This is a genomic window from Fusibacter bizertensis (genome assembly GCF_029914245.1).
Lineage (GTDB): Bacteria > Bacillota > Clostridia > Peptostreptococcales > Acidaminobacteraceae > Fusibacter_C > Fusibacter_C bizertensis.
Genome location: NZ_JARYZI010000004.1, coordinates 179,093 through 196,641 on the forward strand (window position 1 = coordinate 179,093; position 17,549 = coordinate 196,641).

Genomic DNA, 17,549 nt, shown 5'->3' on the forward strand with positions numbered 1-17,549 from the left:
CTTCTTAAAGCATAGTTGCGATGGTGTTAAGAATGGTTTTTGCAATCAGGAATATAACAATAAAAGCTCCTGTTACAAGTACATTACTGACCCTCGAATATTCTACAGGGTCTGCACCATCTTGGTTGATATAATAGTGAGATCTCAAACCGAGACCAAGGTCTAATATATTCATAATGGCCATCACAAGTACTGTTAAACCAAATATTTTATTCATCAAGTCAAACCCTTTGAGTATCGTCTCAGATAAAATTGCCGAATCAAAGAAAACATCCATGATATCGCCTTCAAGCATTGCTACACCAAACATACCAACAATACTCAATATTGATAGAATCACAAAAGCTTTAATGATAAGTGTAAAGACTCTTCTACCCATGCTGCTTTCTGAAAAGAGGATTTTCTCAAGTGGATGATAAACTTTTTCATATTTTTCATCATACGCTTTAACTGATACTTTTGCGATGTCTTTGCTAAGTAGATGTCTAACACTCGTTTTATCTTCTACGATCATCGTTGCATCTTTATCTCTAGCTAGCTTGAAATACGCGTCTTTTTCTTCTTTATTCAGACCTTCAACATGAAGAACTTCACCATATTTCATATGAATACTAAGCGCATACATTACATGTCTTTTATCACTTGCTTTAGGTGTGGATGTTACTGTTTTATTTTCACTCATGTAAATTCCTCCGATTATATGATATTTAATTATTACCTTAATTTATGATTATTCAAACATTTACAGTAACTTTATTATAACATAATTAAGAATATTCCCCGATGTCGTTACTTAGCGTAATAAAATTTTAATATAAGTACCAAAAAGAGACTATTTTCAAAACGTGCTGTACACAAAAATTGCTGTACGTTAGTTTTGAAATAGCCTCTTTACCATGCTTATTGCGACATTTGTTCTAGTTCTAAGATAAATCTTCTTTTCTCTTCGATTAGGTCAGTCAACACATAATAAGCAATAGAAGTTTCTTCGTTACCCGTTACCATTCTGCCTTGAATATCAACTAGCAAAGCATAAAGTGATTTCTGTTGAGATAGTGCATATTCAACCAAAGGTTTTCTCTCAGTGATGTTAATAGGACCAATTGTACGTGCAAATTGGTTCACCAGTGAAGAAATTTTATCAAACACGCCAAAATCTATCGCTTCAGCAATAGAATCTGTCAGATTTTCAACCAGTTGTTCGTAATAACTGATATCTCTGTCAGCAGACCGAATAAAGACACCAATGAGTATACGCATACGCATATCCCCACTGTTCTCTTGAAGTTTCTTGTATTCTGCCTTAATCTTCTTAGTAATGTCGATCCCCTTGCGTAGGATATCTCTAATATCGTACATACAAACTCCAACTTCTAATTATTTCTTCAAAAAATGAAGAAGAGACAACAGTATATCGCTTTGATACCACAATTTACCAAAGTGTAAACCCTTATTGTCTCGAATCATTATATATTCAACTGAACTATTTTTCAAGAATCACATCTAGGCAATGCCATCCTAAAGTGCCACATTTTACCCTTGCTGGCATCTTTGATAGACTTTCAAAAACTACAGCATCTTGTAGTAGCTCTATTTGCTCAGATGATACATGCTCACCTCTAATCATACTAAGATATATATTAGCAAGTGCTTTAGCTTCTTCTACGGTTTTGTTCTTTACCAGATCAATCATGATCGACATTGCCGCTTGACTAATTGCACATCCACTACCTAAAAAAGCCGCATCAACTATTAATCCCGATTCGATTTTAACTTGAAGCGTTAAATCATCACCACAGCTAGGATTGTGTCCCCTTTCAATATGACTTGCATCTGCTAATTTGTGTTTATTGTGACCACTTCTATTATGGGACATAATAAGTTCTGTATATATGCTATCCATTGACATAACCAAACACCTCCCTTGCATATAAAATGCCTTCTACTAAAGCATCGATTTCCTCAACGTAATTATAAATAGAAAAACTTGCTCTGCATGAAGCCGTTATCTCTAAATACTTCATCAAAGGCTGCGTACAGTGATGACCTGCTCTTATGGCAATCCCCTTTTGATCTAATAGTGTTGCCATGTCATGCGGGTGAATTCCTTCAACATTAAAGGTGACAAGTGCACCTCTGTCTTTATCAATTTTAGGACCATATATTTGTACACATTTTAGCTCCGACAACTTTTTCATCGCATATTTTGTGATGCGTTGTTCTTTAAGTGCAATTTCCTCAAGTCCAATTGATGCTATAAAGTCAATTGCGGCAACCAGTCCAACTACACCTTCAACATGCTGTGTGCCTGCTTCAAATCTTTCAGGTACAGTTGCAAACGTCGTTTCTTGTTCTTCAACGTATTCGATCATGTCACCACCAGTTAAAAAAGGAGGCATGACTTCAAGCAGCTCGTACTTTCCATATAAAACGCCGACGCCAGTAGGACCATACATTTTATGCCCAGAAAACACAAGAAAATCAATACCCATCTCTTTTACATCAACAGGCATATGCGCGATTGCTTGAGCTGCATCTAAAACAACAACTGCACCAAATTCATGAGCACGTTTTGTTAATCGCTCGGGATCATGTATGCAGCCCAAACCATTTGATATCCACGGGAAAGCAACTATTTTTGTCCTTGGCGTAATTTTATCAATTTCTCCAGGTAGAAAATCACCTTCTTGATCAACATACAAGTACTTTAAAATCGCGCCTTTTTCTTTCGCAATTTGTTGCCAAGGGACAATATTACTATGATGCGAAGTTATAGCAATGACAATTTCATCACCAGAGTCCACAAATGTTCTGCCATAACTAAAAGCAATTAAATTTAGTGCTTCAGTGGCATTTTTAGTGAAAACTATTTCTCTTTCACTATTTGCACCTATAAACTCTGCTACTTTTCCACGTCCATAATCATACTGCCTTGTAGCTTCTACACTGAGAAGATGTGCCCCTCTATGAGGACTTCCGTTACTTTCTTCTAGGTATTGCCTCATTCGCTCAATCACCATACTGGGTTTTTGAGAAGTTGCAGCATGGTCTAAGTAAATGAGTGATGGATGTTGCTCAAATATCGGAAAAAAGCTTTTATAACTCTCTTGCCTCATTCGCGGCTCTACCATCTGATAACCTCCTATCCAAGGCTTCTTCTATAGATGATTTTAATCCGTCATCACCTATTGTCATCAAAACCTCTTCAAAAGAGGCCTTGATCACGAGCCTTTTTGCTGCTTCTAGTGACAACCCACGACTCATCAAATAAAAAAGTTTTTCATGGTCGAGCTGTCCTATACTCGCTGCATGTTCTCCAATCACATCATCTTCTGAACAAAGTAAAGCAGGTATAGAATCAGATTTGATTTTATCATTTAATAAAACCACAACTTCTTTCTCTTTTCCTACTGACTGAACAGAACCGGTTTCAAAGAATAAATTACCTCTAAATACTTTTTTACTATTGCCGCTTAATGCGCCTTTAGAAAGAATGTGTGATTCTGATTTTGCACCAAAATGACGCATCGTAAAGGATAAATCTAATTGTTCGTTCTTATCACCAAAATAGAGTGATTGTAAATCTGCATTGGCGTGTCGACCTAGTAGTTGAGATTCATATGCAACAGCTTTAGTCTGTGCACCAAATTGAACATCGACGAGTTCAAGCTTTGCACCTTCTTCAACGATAGAAAAATTTTGATCAAAATGTGCATCTGCATCGCCTAAACGCTGCAATTTTATAACTTTTACAAAACTACCTCTCTTGGCAATAACACGAGTTGTCCCATAGTGTTGTCTACTATTTTCTACATTGTCATCAGCTAAATAATCAAGAACTACGGTTAGCTTGCTCCCTTCCTCCACTACAATCAATTGATTATCCACGAGCACAGGTCGATCATCACTCATATGATATGAGATCTTCACAACCGGTGACTGCCAATCTCTAGAGTTGGATTTTACAACGTAGCCATGGTTTTTCTCGTTGCTTATATATTCACCAAAAACTAATCCTAAGTGTTTGGTAAAGTTACTGTCTTTAAAAAGTGCTTCATGATAAGCTTCATATGGTTCAATTTCAACACCATTTCCATCCACACTAATCTGTTCAATCACTTCACCTTTTATCTCTGGAAATAAATTTTCAGGCAATGTTAATCGTTTCCAAATAGGAACTTCATAGATAGGCTTTGATGTTTTATCATTTGTTTGATTTAATTTCATGTCTTCCTCCATTAGCCAATTGTACCTTCGAGTTCTAAAGTAATCAGGTTGTTAAGTTCTACCGCATATTCAAGTGGCAATTCTTTAGTAATCGGCTCTACAAAACCTCTTACGATCATTGCTTTTGCTTCAGCCTCATCTATGCCTCTGCTCATAAGATAGAATATGGTTTCATCACTTATACGTCCTATTTTAGCCTCATGTCCAATATCTACTTGGTCATTTCCTATCTCTATAATTGGCACTGTATCTGATTTTGATCTATTATCTAGCATCAAGGATTCGCAGTTTACGGTTGATTTAACGTTAGTGGCATTTGGGGTAACTCTAAGCAGCCCCCTATAAAAAGCATGACCGCCGTCTTTTGAGATCGATTTTGAGTTGACGATTGAGGTAGTGTTTGGGGCTGCGTGAAGCACTTTTGTCCCTGTGTCAAGGTATTGACCTTTCGCAGCAAATGTAATCCCTGTGAACTCACTAGATGCACCTTCACCTCTGAGGATACTCATAGGGTATAACATGGAAACCCTAGAACCAAATGAACCAGATACCCATTCGATCTTGCCATTTTTGTCAACTGCTGATCTTTTGGTGTTCAGGTTATACATATTTCGAGACCAGTTCTCAATTGTACTATATCTTAATTTAGCATCTTCCTTTACAAATAATTCAACAGCTCCAGCATGTAAGTTTTGAACAGAATACTTAGGTGCTGAACAGCCCTCGATAAAGTGTAAACTTGCGCCCTTTTCAACGATAATCAAAGTATGCTCAAATTGACCTGCACCTTTTGCATTGAGTCTAAAATAGGATTGTAATGGTAGTTCAACTTTCACGCCTGCAGGCACATAAACAAATGAGCCACCTGACCAAACTGCGCCATGTAGTGCGGAAAACTTATGATCACGGTTCGTGATAATCGTCATAAAATACTTGCGTACAATTTCCTCATACTCTTTTACCGCTGTATCCATATCTGTATAGATTACGCCTTGCTCAGTCAATTCTGCTTGAAGCGAGTGATAAACAACCTCAGAGTCGTACTGTGCACCTACACCAGCAAGAGACTTGCGTTCCGCTTCTGGTATACCTAGTCTTTCAAAAGTCTCTTTGATATCGTCTGGCACATCGTCCCAACTTGTTTTCATGTCTGTATTAGGACGTACGTAGTGCACTATATTCTCCACATCGAGTTCACTTAAATCCGCTCCCCATGTGGGTATAGGTTTTGATTTGTAGATTTCAAGTGATTTTAGTCTATATTCTAACATCCACTGGGGCTCATTTTTTTCTCTAGAGATGTCTCTTATAATATCTTCTGTTAAGCCTTTGTCCGCTACAAATCTATGGTCTTCCTGATTGATTACATCATAGATACCGCGATCGACATCGGCTATAAATGTTTTATTAGCCATTATTCCTCCTAATTCTCGTTGTCACTTACACAGTTTTGGCAGCATTTTCAGCTTTGAAAACTTCATATCCAGTACGCTCAATCTCTTCAGCAAGTGTTATATCCCCACTTCTAACAATTTTTCCATCAACAAGTACATGGACAAAATCTGGCTTTATATAATTCAAGATTTTGTTGTAATGCGTAATGACTAAGATCCCATTGTTATCGTTTGATAGTTTCTGAACTGTTTCATATACAACGCGAATAGCATCTATATCAAGTCCTGAATCCGTCTCGTCTAAAATAGCAAGTTTGGGATTTAACACTGACATTTGTAGGATTTCATTTTTCTTTTTTTCACCACCAGAAAAGCCTTGATTTAAATAGCGCTCAAGGTATTTCTCGTCCATATTAAGGTCAGCCATTTGTTTTTTTACATCCTTGTTAAACTGTGTCATCATTGGCATGATCCCACTTACTTCTTTTTTAGCCGTTCTTAAAAAATTCTCAACCGTTACACCAGGAACTTCCTGTGGGTATTGAAACGATAAAAAAAGACCCGCTTTAGCGCGTTCATCAACCTTCATATCTAACAAGTCTTTGCCTAGAAAATCAACTGTTCCTTCTAAAACTTCATGTGCAGGGTGTCCCATAAGCACATTGGCAAGCGTTGACTTTCCAGCACCATTAGGTCCCATGATAACGTGGATTTCTCCTTTATTAATAGTTAAGTCAATCCCTTTAAGTATTTGTTGACCTTCTACTTGAGATTTTAGATTCTCTATCTTAATAATTTGCATTGATGCCTCCTGTTTATATCCTAGTATTTTAATCGGGTTTAATTCAATTCTAATATTACCGTCTTTTTAGATTTCAGTCAATGAGAATTGCTTTCATTAACAAAAGCTTTACAAATAGTCTTTATATATTTTGTTTGATTTCTTTTGGCTTTCCAGCATGCACTAGCGCTTTGTTTCCAATAAGGAAAAAGCCTTGGAAGAAAATCACAGCACCCGATACAATCAATAGCCATTCAATGTCAACGATATCTGCAAGGGGACCAAAAACAAGCATTCCAAGTGGCATGGCAGAACTATAAATCATGGTCATTACACCAAAGACTCTTCCCATATATGCTTCTTCAACTTTTTCTTGCAACAGAACTGTAGAAGGTGTCATAAAAAGCGGAAGTGTAACACCTGAGATAAGCATTATCCTAATATACACCCAAAAATTTGTCACGATCCCAAGTGCAACAATCATGAGTCCAATTCCAAACGTAGAAAGAGACATCGTGTGAATCCTGTTATTAAAACCACCCCATGAGGATATGAGCAAACCACCTAGGAGCATTCCCGAAGAAAAAGCAATCTCAATAGCTGTTAATCGCCATATGTCGTTCCCAAAACTTCTTGTGACTTGAAGTGGCGTTAACGCAGCTACTGGCGTGATAAAAAAGTGGAAAATCGCAATAAAAATATAAAAACGTCTAATGTATTCATGCTGTACGACATAGGTTAAGCCAAGTTTCATATCCTCAAGGTAATTTATTTTGCCTTTTTCAAGTGCTTTTGCATGGACAGGTACACTCAATCTCGTCAAAATCAACACTGCAAAAGCAGCTGTCACCACATCAATCATAAATATAGATTGAAGGGGTGCAAAAGTCATCAACGCACCACTAACCATTGGTGCAATGAGCATCATAACTGATTGGATACTTGAATTGATGCCGCCTACGCGCATCAACTGATTTTCAGGTACAAACTGCGGGATAAAAGCGTTGACTGCAGGTTGCTGAACTGCTGATCCTATCGCCCTAATTGCAGACATAGCAAACAGCAACCAGATCGATTCATAGCCCATCCAAAATACAATTGCCATCATCAATGTTGTAAGTGCAATCATACTATCTGATAGCATAATAAGCCATTTTCTATTAAATCGGTCTGCCCATACGCCTGCAAAAGGTGCAAGGAAAAATGTGGGTAAAAACCACATATAATGGAAATTGTCATCATAAAACCAGACTGTGTTTTAATAGTGATATACCACATGATCGCGTATTGAACCAAAGATGTACCAAATAACGAGATATTTTGACTTGTCAAAAAAATTACTGTTTTTCTCTTCCAATTACTTTTCGCTAAGCGCCTTTGATCCATTTTGCCACCACCGTTCTTATCTAATTTTTTATTGATACCCATTTTCATTTGAGAAACACGCAAAAAAAAGACCAGCTTAATCCAGTCTTTTCTACATTTTTTATTTTTCATTAGTTTGTTTGAAGCTATCTCTTATTACTAATTGTGTCGCAATTGAAACTCTACATGGTACGACACGTTCATTTGAAATTCTATCTAAAAGCGTTTTAACTGCGATGACACCCATCTGCTCTGAGTGAATTTTCAGAGTTGAAAGTGCCGGTGTCGTAAACTTCGCTTGAGGGATATCATTGAAACTGATGATTGATACCTGATCTGGAATTTTGATGCCTAACTCGTAAAATGCCCTGAGTACACCTACAGCCATAGAATCGTTGGCCACTATAAAACACTCGGGAAGATGATTGATATCTATATGATCCTTCACAAGTTCATACGCAGAGTCAGATGAAAATTCGCCAATCCAGACCCATTCATCTTTTAAATTGCCCGCTTTAGACATTACATCTATAAAAGTTATTTCACGTTGATCTTGCTTATGTTTAAGTAATTCATGGTAATCACGTCCACCAATATATCCAATATTTTTCACATCATGCTCTGACAAAAATTTAAGTATTTTTTTCATTCCGGCATCGAGATTAACCGTTACTGCATCGAACCGCTCGTCGTCAGGATCACTATCTAAAAATATAATATGCTCAAAAAGGGCCGCCATTTTATTAACATTTTCTGTTGTAAAAGAGCCCACCGCAATAGCACCATTAAATTTATGCGTTAATAATTCCTCATTCATTTCTTTTGCATAAACGCGATGTATTTCAATCCCTCTTTTTTTGCATTCTTCATCAATACCAAATCTGATTGCTAGATAATAGGGGTCTTCAATTTCAAGTTGACTTGTAAATGCACATATAACCATTATTTTCAAATCAGAGTGACTCATATTTAAACGCGTAGAGTACTTTTGAATAAGTGGAATATATTCAAGTTCTTCTGCAGCTTCGTATATTTTAATTCTAGTCTCTTCCCTCACGCTGATATTCTTATCCTCGTTAAGTACTCTAGAGACAGTAGCAGGAGAAACACCTGCTTTTTGTGCGATTTCTTTAATTGTAACCATATTTCACCTACTTAATGTTTAGTAAATCTTTTATTCATTATATCATAACTTTGTTTATTAATTACAAGTCAAATTGGCATTTAATAGAAAAATGACGCTGATAAACTTGGGGAATCGACCAACGTCATAATCTAAAATGCACTCTATATCAATTCTCAGTACACGTTAATAATACAAATACAGATGCTGTCCACGCAAATCCCGTGTCAACAAGTCCTTCGCCAGTGAATGGGTCAAAATTCTCAGCAAAACCACCTTTGATAATGCAATTAATAAACTTTTCTTTTATGCGGTTTGCCCATACTTGTTCACCATTTAAGTGCAGTGCATCAATCATCAAATAAGTTGTTGGTGCCCAAATTGGTCCTCGCCAATAACCGTTATATTTATAATATTGACTATTAGGCATCTCAGTAGCGAAGCCAAACGGCGTTTCAAAATCTATTAAATCTTCTTTGAGTTTATCCACTATTTTTTCAGGAAGAGCTTTTGAAAGTAACAATGGTAAAAGACGCTGTAAGGTACTCTCCATGGGGATTACTTTCTTTTCTGGCCACTTGATTGCCACAAACTGCTCACCATTCCAAAGATGTAGCATCATCGCTTTGTATAGTTTGTTATAGATAACTTGCCAGTGCTCTAAGTCCTTTTGAGTCTTTGCATAATCAATCAAAAACTGAATTTGTAGCAAAAGGAAAGTTGTCAAATCTGGTGTGATCACTGGAACGCCTTCGCTAAAGAAAGTGCCATTATCCCATCCTGAATCATTGCCATGTGTATAATATGGCAGACCTAAATCACTCATTCTATGGTTCAACCAGTAATTTACCTGCTTCTCAGCCATTTGATATATGCGTTTAAGTGATGACTCTTTTTTAAAAGATCCATCTTTTTGAATCATCCAGTTATAGCACCACCCTAGTAAAGGCGGCTTATTGCAACTATAGGATGCATAGCGATCGTTTGAATAGTCTGGGAATGCACCTTCTGGTGATTGCAATTTTTCGAAGATTATTAGCTGCTCTAAAGCTGCTTTTCTAGATGCTGTTAATAAACCCATTGCACTAAAAAAGTTATCCCAGCTCCAAATATTCGTCATCCAATTTTTCGTCATATAAAGTGCTGGATAGCTTAATTTTCCCTCTGCCTTTACAAAATTCTGCCATAGGATATGAGCAGCTTCTTCAACTCTCGCCTCTAAAATAGACAGCATAGTATTCATAGGTATCTTACTCTTTATTTTGAATCTTTTGGACCAACCTGCGTATTTTTGATGCATGCGTTTTTCACAAGATTCAAAAGTGTCAATTGCAAATGGTTTTTCACCTTCAGCAACGCGATAGGTGACAAATCGCCACTCATCCTCCTCGCCTAGATCAATTTTTATCTCTTTGTTACCGATCTCAAGCCAATTGGCTGTTACATTGCCGTTGCCACTTAATTTGTGTATGCCAACTTTAACCTCTTTAAAGTAGCTTGTGAACTCCCAGTTTAAAAGATTAAGCTCTGCTATCGTGTTGTATTTATGATTTACAGCTACCATAGAGATACGTAGATTTGCTTCAAATGTGCGCACTCTAAATGAATCTTCATCCTCAAATGTAATTTCAAAGGCACGTTTTTCAAATCGATATCCAGTCAATAAACTAGGTTTAACTTCAAATTTGATTTCATCAACTTCTAATCTACGACAAACGCCGTCTTTCCTTATATCCTGAAATTCAAACTCAAATAAACAACCTGGATCTAAATCTCCACCTCGGATATCTCTCATGTAAAAATGCGCTTTATTTTCATTCTTTAGAATCGAAAATACGGTATATGAACCTCTCGTGCTAAATGGAATCTTAATCAAGTCTATCGCATTCATCAAACATACCCTTTCTATCACTTACGATTTCAGTTCTTAAAACTACCTTTGTTTAATGTGCCATGTGTAACCAAATTCGAAATCAACAGGTTTAAGTTTATGCTCAGGTGATGGCTCAGGACCACAGCTATTGCTACCAAGCCCATTAACTTTATAATCGAGATGTAAAAAACACCCCTCTTCCTTAAGCACATTCATATGTTTAGCTTGTTCAATATGTCCATCACTATAAGGTCTTATCGCAAAATGAGAACCCTTTTTCATGTCGATACAAAACGTGTAAGCATCATAGCACAACTCAATTTCTGTAACTTCACTACGGTTTCCGTTTTCTTGAGGATAAGGATAATGTGTAAACATCTCTTCCATGATTAATTCATGGATGCCTAGCCAAGCAGCACTTTGACTGTCTGGGTAATTTTCCAAAGGTCCAAGTCCATTGTATTTCACTGATTCTGGTGAAATGGCAAGACTTGAAACACTTCCAATCTTTGGTATAGAAGATTGATATACTCTTTTAGGATCTTTAAACTGTCCATAAAAATCAAATTCAATCGTTCCTTCAGTTCGAATACAAATATGCTGTCTAATTTTATAGTACCATGTCTGATTTGGAGCGCCTACTATGAAATTGATCTTTATTAGTACTGCGCCACTTTCAGTCTCTCTCTCCCATCCAAATGATTCTGGGTAACTTTTCAATAAATGAAGTGAATACTGATCCATCCAAACGCGTTTCACATACATATCATTGTCTATAGGCGCGCGCCAAAAGTTAATCTCTGGACCATTTTTGATAAATTCAACGCCATGGACATTATACGAAGTTAGCAGACCCTCTATTTTATCAAATTTTACAGAAAAACTATTTTGTGCATCTTTAATTTCAAGGGATTCATGCGTTTCAGTCGTTAGAAGTCTGTTTTTACTTTGAAGAAATTGTTCTTCCCTAAAGATTTTCAACTCAATATCCTCAGGCGAAATAATTTGGTGTGAAGTAATTTCATACTTTTCATTTCTATCGTTTCTTTCATTTCTTTCATCATACGCTCTGAGCATTGCCCCTTTATGCCTAGCAGCCATGTCCGCAGGTATGAATGCTTCAAATTTCAATTTATCCTCTGGATATGTTTTGAGTTCATCTGAGGCTAATACGAGGATTACCTTTTCTTTCGGCATCATGTTGTGAAGTTTAAACTTGAATCCGCTTTTTCTACCTGTAATTGTAAAGCAGACATGATCAAGTGTAATATGATCATAATCATTTTCAACTGTGATGTATTGTGTTTTAGTTTCTGCTTCATAAAACGACTCTATCCAAATTGGCGAATACACTTTTCTCACTTCTGCAAGTGCTGGAGAGGGCGTTCTGTCTGGAAATAAAAGTCCATCGCAGTTGAAATTACCATTATGAGGTGCATCCCCATAGTCCCCACCATACTTATAAAACACTCGACCTTCTTCATCATAGCTTCTAATACCATGATCGATCCATTCCCATATAAAACCACCATTTAAGCGTGGATACTTTCTAAAGAGTTGCTGATATTCCTTGAGGCCACCAGGACCGTTACCCATTGCATGTGCATACTCACAAAGCAAATGAGGTTTCGTCCCATCGGTTGATTTTCCTATTTCTTCTAATCGCTCAAGTCTTGTGTACATCGTACTATATACATCACAGACTTCAACGTCACGATCACCTTCATAATGTATCAATCTGGTGTGATCTATAGCGCGAATCTCTTCAGCCATGGCTATAAAGTTTCTCCCAAATTCAGATTCGTTTCCAAGCGACCACATGATAATGCATGGCCTATTAATATCTCGCTTAACAAGTCGGACAGCTCTGTCAACATACGCCTCAGTCCAAGTTGAATCATCTGTAATCCAGTCGTAACGGCCAGTAAGTTCAAATCCGTGACATTCAAGATCCGCTTCACTGATGACGTACAATCCTATTTCATCACATAAGGCGTAAAATTCAGGTGAGTTGGGATAATGTGCTGTTCTAACTGCATTCATATGGTTACTTTTCATAAGTTCAAGATCAAACCGCATATCTTCTAGAGAAACAGTTCTACCTGTATCACAGTTAAAATCGTGACGGTTGACACCCTTAAAATGAATCGGCATTCCATTTATCAAAATCTGATTTGCATGCACTTTAATTTCACGTATGCCTATTCGATCTTGAACACTGTGCATTAAATCACCTTTATAATAGAGGTTAAGGTTTAAATCATATAAAAATGGCGTTTCTGCAGTCCAAAGTTTTGGCATTTCTAATTGAAGTTCTAACCCATGTACCCCTTGAGAAGTGCTGACCTTTATTTTCTTTCCAACGACTATCTCATCACGATAACATAATTGCGCTTCAATTTCATAAGAATCATCTTCGATTTTACGGTTTATATGTGAAACGTTTATGGCTATACTCGCTAATTGATTATGTTTAGATAATTTTGTGATAGTGCTAAAATCCTCGATGCGGTCTTTGGGGAGTATTAACCACTCTACACTTCTAAAAATGCCACTTAACCACCACATATCTTGATCTTCTAGATAGGTGCCAATGCTCCATTTTTTAACAATAACGCGTATCGTATTTTCGCCTGAGTTTAAAAACTGGGTTATGTCAAATTCAGTTGTATATCTAGAACCAGTACTATCTCCTACTAACTTAGCATTAATCCAAAGTTCAAACGCACTGTCCACACCATGAAATCTTATTCTATGCGCTTTACGAGAATCTAGATCTATTTCATTTACATCTAGGGTACGTTCATATACGCCTGTTGGGTTTTTTGCCGGTACATAGGGTGGCAGAAGTGGAAATTGATAGTACAAGTCCGTATAATGCATCTGATCATAGCCCTCGAGCTGCCAGCAAGATGGTACTTTTATCTCATGCCAAAAATCTATAATTTCAGGAATTCGGGCTGGCGCATCAAAGTAACGAAAGCGCCACATACCATCTAAAGAAAACACATTTTCATGCTTGCTCTTAAAGTAGGCTCTGGATTCAATTCGATTGTGCATGAGGTGTAATTTTTCCATATTATAAACTCCTTACTTAATACCAGTAGTAGATATACCTTCAATGATTTGTTTCTGAGCAAAGAAGAAACCGATCAATGGTGGGATACAAATGATTGAAGTGATCGCCATAATCGCAGACATATTGACATCGCCAACACCTTTAAACTGTGCTAAACCAAGTGTTAAAGTATATTTTGATTGATCATTTAAGAAAATCAATGGACCAAGATAATCATTCCAAACTGAAAGTGTATTAAATACTGCAATTAAAACCAGTGTCGGCTTAACCAATGGCATATAGATTTTATAGTAAATTTGAAAATGGTTGGCACCATCCAAAAGCGCTGCTTCTTCAAGCTCTTTTGGTATATTCAACAAAAATTGTCTGAGTAAAAATATATAAAATGGCGAACCAAACCACGCAGGAATAATAAGCGGTTTGAGTGTATTGATCCATCCAAAAGCATTAAATTCCATATACATCGGGATCATAGTTACATCCCATGGGATCATCATCGTTGCCAGCAAGATGATGAATAGCACATCTCTCCCTTTAAAATTAAAGCGTGCAAATCCATATGCAACCAATGAACAGGATATAAGTTGCCCAATTGTCGTTCCAATTACTACTGTTAGTGAATTAAAAAAATATTGCGTAAAAGGCTGGGAAGTCCAAGATTTAATGAAATTAACCAAGCTAAAACTCGATGGAATCCAAACGGGTGGGTAAGCATGTAATTCAGCTTCTGCTTTAAAAGCAGACGTCACTGTCCAGAAAAAAGGAAATAAGAACAAAAGCGAAAACAAGATCAGTAGTACATATATTGGCAATTTACGGATAAATGTTTGCTTCACGGTTTGGCCTCCTTATTTTTTGACTTCTGACTCATAATAAACCCATAAAGAAGATGATTTAAATACGAGTAGAGAGAGTGTCAGTATGATGAAGAACATAATCCAAGCATTTGCAGAGGCATAACCCATCTCGAAGTGCTTAAATGCATTGTTATAAACATACATCGCATAAAAATATGTGGAATTCGACGGTCCACCTTTGGTCATCAAAAGTGCTAAAGTCAATTGTTGGAACGCCGCAATAATTGTCATTATTAAGTTGAATAATAAAGCTGGAGTAATCAGTGGTAAGGTAATTTTATAAAACCTTTGAAGTGAATTGGCGCCGTCAATCATAGATGCTTCATAATAATCTTTGGGAATTTCACGAAGTGCGCCGAGAAAAATGAGTACCATTGTACCTTGTCCCCATAAGCTTGCAATCACCATGGCGATTAATGACCATTTAGGGTCTCCAAGCCAGTTCGGACCGGCAATTCCAATAAGTGATAATAAGTAATTGATGACGCCATATTTAAAGTCGAATATCCAGATCCATATCATGGATAAAGCGACACCTGATATTACGGATGGTAAATAAAATACTGTTTTAAAAAAGGACTGTCCTTTAATCTTTTGATTAAGCAATAAAGCAAGTCCAAGTGCAATACCCATGTAAAGGGGTACAAAAATAATTGCAAATTTTACGGTGATGAAAAGACTATGTGTGAACATCTTATCTTTGGTAAACATCCTAATATAATTTCCAAAACCTACAAAGGTTGGCTGTCCTACTATTGGCCAGTCAAAAAAGCTAATAATCAATGAGAATATCAATGGTCCTATTGTAAAGATAAGAAATCCCAAAATCCATGGCATGATGAACAAATATGGAATGATCTCTTTTTTTAGTTTTATTTTGCCTAATTTTTTTGCCATCATTTTCTCCCTTTATAAGCCTAGGTGACTGATATACAGTCACCTTTTTGGCTTTAAACTTATTCTAAAAACTGCGCTGATTCAGATACTGCTTCATCTAAAATTGCTTTTACATCAACCGGTTCTCCATTGACAGAATCAACAAACACCTTTTCAATTGCATAAAGCATTTTCTCAGAAATTTTACTGTATTGTGAATTGAGCAAGAATGCAGGCGTGTGTGCTGCAGCCGTTTCTAACATGTCATAAAAAGGTTTGTATAATGGATCACTTGTATAGTTTAATTCTTCAGATACACTTTTTAGTACAGGCAAATCAATTTTTGCACGCATTTTTACTGCTTCTGGAGAAGTATAAAATTTAATAAATTCCCAAGCTAAATCTTTGTTTTTAGAGTCTTTTGCCATACATAACGCAGAAGAGTTGATGACACTTGAAGCTTCCTTAGCTTTTGGAAGTGCTATAATACCTAAATTCTCAGCTCCAATACTTTCGATATGGCGCTCAAGTGGCCAGATTCCACTTTCTTGCATAGCGACATTTCCACCTCTAAATGCATTACTTACACTATCCTGTGCACCTAGAGCAGAACCCTCTTTCACCATATCAGAGAACATTTGCATCATTGCAACTGCTTCTGGACTATTGAAATAACCATCCATCATCTTTCCATCGTTAGATAGATATGAAGTGCCAAAGCTCCAATAATACTGTTCAAAATCGTATGGATCTGGGCTTGTTGAGAAAGCAAATCCATACACATCATCGCCAAGAGCTGAAAGGGCAATTGCTTTTTCTCTTAGATCATCCCATGTCCAACCTTCTTCTGGATAAGCAACTCCTGCTTTATCAAAAAGTGATTTATTGTAATACACAACATGTGAAGTATAACCAACTGGCATTCCTAAAACTTTGTCATCCATCGTACTGTAATTCAAAATACCAGGATAGAGATCATTCATTAATGTTTTAAAACTTTCATCAGAATCCATGTAACTATTCAAAGTTTCAAGCGATGCTTGATAAGTAGGAAAGTCCCACATATACATAACATCAGGTGCGTTTTTTGCGCCAAAACCAGCTGCGATCTTCTGATCGTAACCGTCTCCATAGCCTTCTACCTGCACTTTAACGCCTGGGTTTAACTCTTCAAAACGTTTGGCAATTTGTTTTTGAACTTCTAAAGTATCTTCTGAATCCCATGTTGCAAATCGTAAAGTCTTAGTATCCTCTTTGGCACATCCCATTAAACCAAATATGAGGATAAACACTAATAACAAACCAAGTTTCTTCATAAAAGCACTCCCTTCAAAACATTAGTATTGTGTTGATGAAATCAGTTTACTAAATCTTTTACTAAATGTCAATGATGTAATTTAGTAAATATTTTATCTAATCTTTAAATGGATTAATATCTACTCAATTAATTATGAAAATAAAAAAAAATTGGAAAAGACCACTCGAAAGTGATCTTTTCCAATTTTATATATTGTGCTATATTCTCAACATTTACATTTACATATATATATTCATATTTTTATTATTTTTGCTTCTATCTAGGTTGATCCTTACTTAAGAAGTTCTTAAGCCTTTCTCATATCCTCAACAAATTGTACATTCACGCCATTTGGGTCTTTCACCATGAAAAACTGAAGATTTGGATTTGGAGAAATCATACCTGTTACAGTAGCACCAGATGCGATCAAAGATTCTCTAAGCTTATTTGCATCTTCAGTTGAAAAACCTATTGAAAAGCCTTCATAGTTTCCAGGTAATTGCTCACCTTCATTATACATCAGTTCAATTTCAGTTTCACCTACACCTAAAAACACAAGTTCAGTACTTGGTGAAGGCGAAAACCTTCTTCTTAGTTCTAAGCCTACTATCTCTTGATAGAACTTAATAGATGCTTCAATATTCTTTACGTGAATCGTCGTCCATAAATAACTCATC

Annotated in this window: 14 protein-coding genes and 1 pseudogene; all 15 read right to left on the reverse strand. The window is 36.6% G+C overall.

Annotation, left to right across the window (positions count from 1 at the left end):
• Positions 1-4: 4 nt before the first annotated feature.
• A complete protein-coding gene (locus QE109_RS07750; protein ID WP_281093866.1) occupies positions 5-682 on the reverse strand; it encodes a hypothetical protein in 678 nt (225 codons plus the stop codon).
• Positions 683-900: 218 nt separating this feature from the next.
• On the reverse strand, positions 901-1,359 hold the full coding sequence (locus tag QE109_RS07755; RefSeq protein WP_281093867.1) for a hypothetical protein: 459 nt from the start codon (positions 1,357-1,359) through the stop codon (positions 901-903).
• 124 nt (positions 1,360-1,483) lie between these two features.
• A complete protein-coding gene (sufU, locus tag QE109_RS07760; protein WP_281093868.1) occupies positions 1,484-1,909 on the reverse strand; it encodes a Fe-S cluster assembly sulfur transfer protein SufU in 426 nt (141 codons plus the stop codon).
• Positions 1,896-3,131 (reverse strand): SufS family cysteine desulfurase, encoded by a 1,236-nt coding sequence (locus QE109_RS07765; RefSeq protein WP_281093869.1) that lies wholly within the window; start codon positions 3,129-3,131, stop codon positions 1,896-1,898. Before QE109_RS07765 ends, sufU begins: the two co-directional genes overlap by 14 nt.
• A complete protein-coding gene (gene sufD, locus QE109_RS07770) occupies positions 3,097-4,227 on the reverse strand; it encodes a Fe-S cluster assembly protein SufD (protein WP_281093870.1) in 1,131 nt (376 codons plus the stop codon). The genes QE109_RS07765 and sufD overlap by 35 nt, the downstream gene beginning before the upstream one ends.
• 11 nt (positions 4,228-4,238) lie before the next feature.
• Positions 4,239-5,642: a Fe-S cluster assembly protein SufB gene (gene sufB / locus QE109_RS07775; RefSeq protein ID WP_281093871.1), complete on the reverse strand. Its 1,404-nt coding sequence runs from the start codon at positions 5,640-5,642 to the stop codon at positions 4,239-4,241.
• A 25-nt stretch (positions 5,643-5,667) separates the two neighbouring features.
• Complete coding sequence (gene sufC, locus QE109_RS07780; protein WP_281093872.1) at positions 5,668-6,423, reverse strand: Fe-S cluster assembly ATPase SufC; 756 nt, start codon at positions 6,421-6,423, stop codon at positions 5,668-5,670.
• 121 nt (positions 6,424-6,544) lie between these two features.
• Positions 6,545-7,788, reverse strand: a pseudogene (locus QE109_RS07785) (MFS transporter).
• A 100-nt stretch (positions 7,789-7,888) separates the two neighbouring features.
• Entirely contained in the window at positions 7,889-8,911 is a 1,023-nt protein-coding gene (locus QE109_RS07790) for a LacI family DNA-binding transcriptional regulator (protein ID WP_281093873.1), read from the reverse strand.
• 148 nt (positions 8,912-9,059) lie between these two features.
• Complete coding sequence (locus QE109_RS07795; RefSeq protein WP_281093874.1) at positions 9,060-10,781, reverse strand: amylo-alpha-1,6-glucosidase; 1,722 nt, start codon at positions 10,779-10,781, stop codon at positions 9,060-9,062.
• 42 nt (positions 10,782-10,823) lie between these two features.
• Positions 10,824-13,841, reverse strand: a complete 3,018-nt coding sequence (locus QE109_RS07800) for a glycoside hydrolase family 2 TIM barrel-domain containing protein (RefSeq protein ID WP_281093875.1) — start codon at positions 13,839-13,841, stop codon at positions 10,824-10,826.
• Positions 13,842-13,853: 12 nt separating this feature from the next.
• A complete protein-coding gene (locus QE109_RS07805) occupies positions 13,854-14,678 on the reverse strand; it encodes a carbohydrate ABC transporter permease (protein WP_281093876.1) in 825 nt (274 codons plus the stop codon).
• Between the two features lie 12 nt (positions 14,679-14,690).
• Positions 14,691-15,596, reverse strand: a complete 906-nt coding sequence (locus tag QE109_RS07810; RefSeq protein ID WP_281093877.1) for a carbohydrate ABC transporter permease — start codon at positions 15,594-15,596, stop codon at positions 14,691-14,693.
• A 59-nt stretch (positions 15,597-15,655) separates the two neighbouring features.
• Positions 15,656-16,891, reverse strand: coding sequence for an ABC transporter substrate-binding protein (locus QE109_RS07815; RefSeq protein ID WP_281093878.1), 1,236 nt, complete (start codon positions 16,889-16,891; stop codon positions 15,656-15,658).
• A 288-nt stretch (positions 16,892-17,179) separates the two neighbouring features.
• On the reverse strand, positions 17,180-17,548 hold the full coding sequence (locus tag QE109_RS07820) for a VOC family protein (protein ID WP_281093879.1): 369 nt from the start codon (positions 17,546-17,548) through the stop codon (positions 17,180-17,182).
• Position 17,549: the final 1 nt, after the last annotated feature.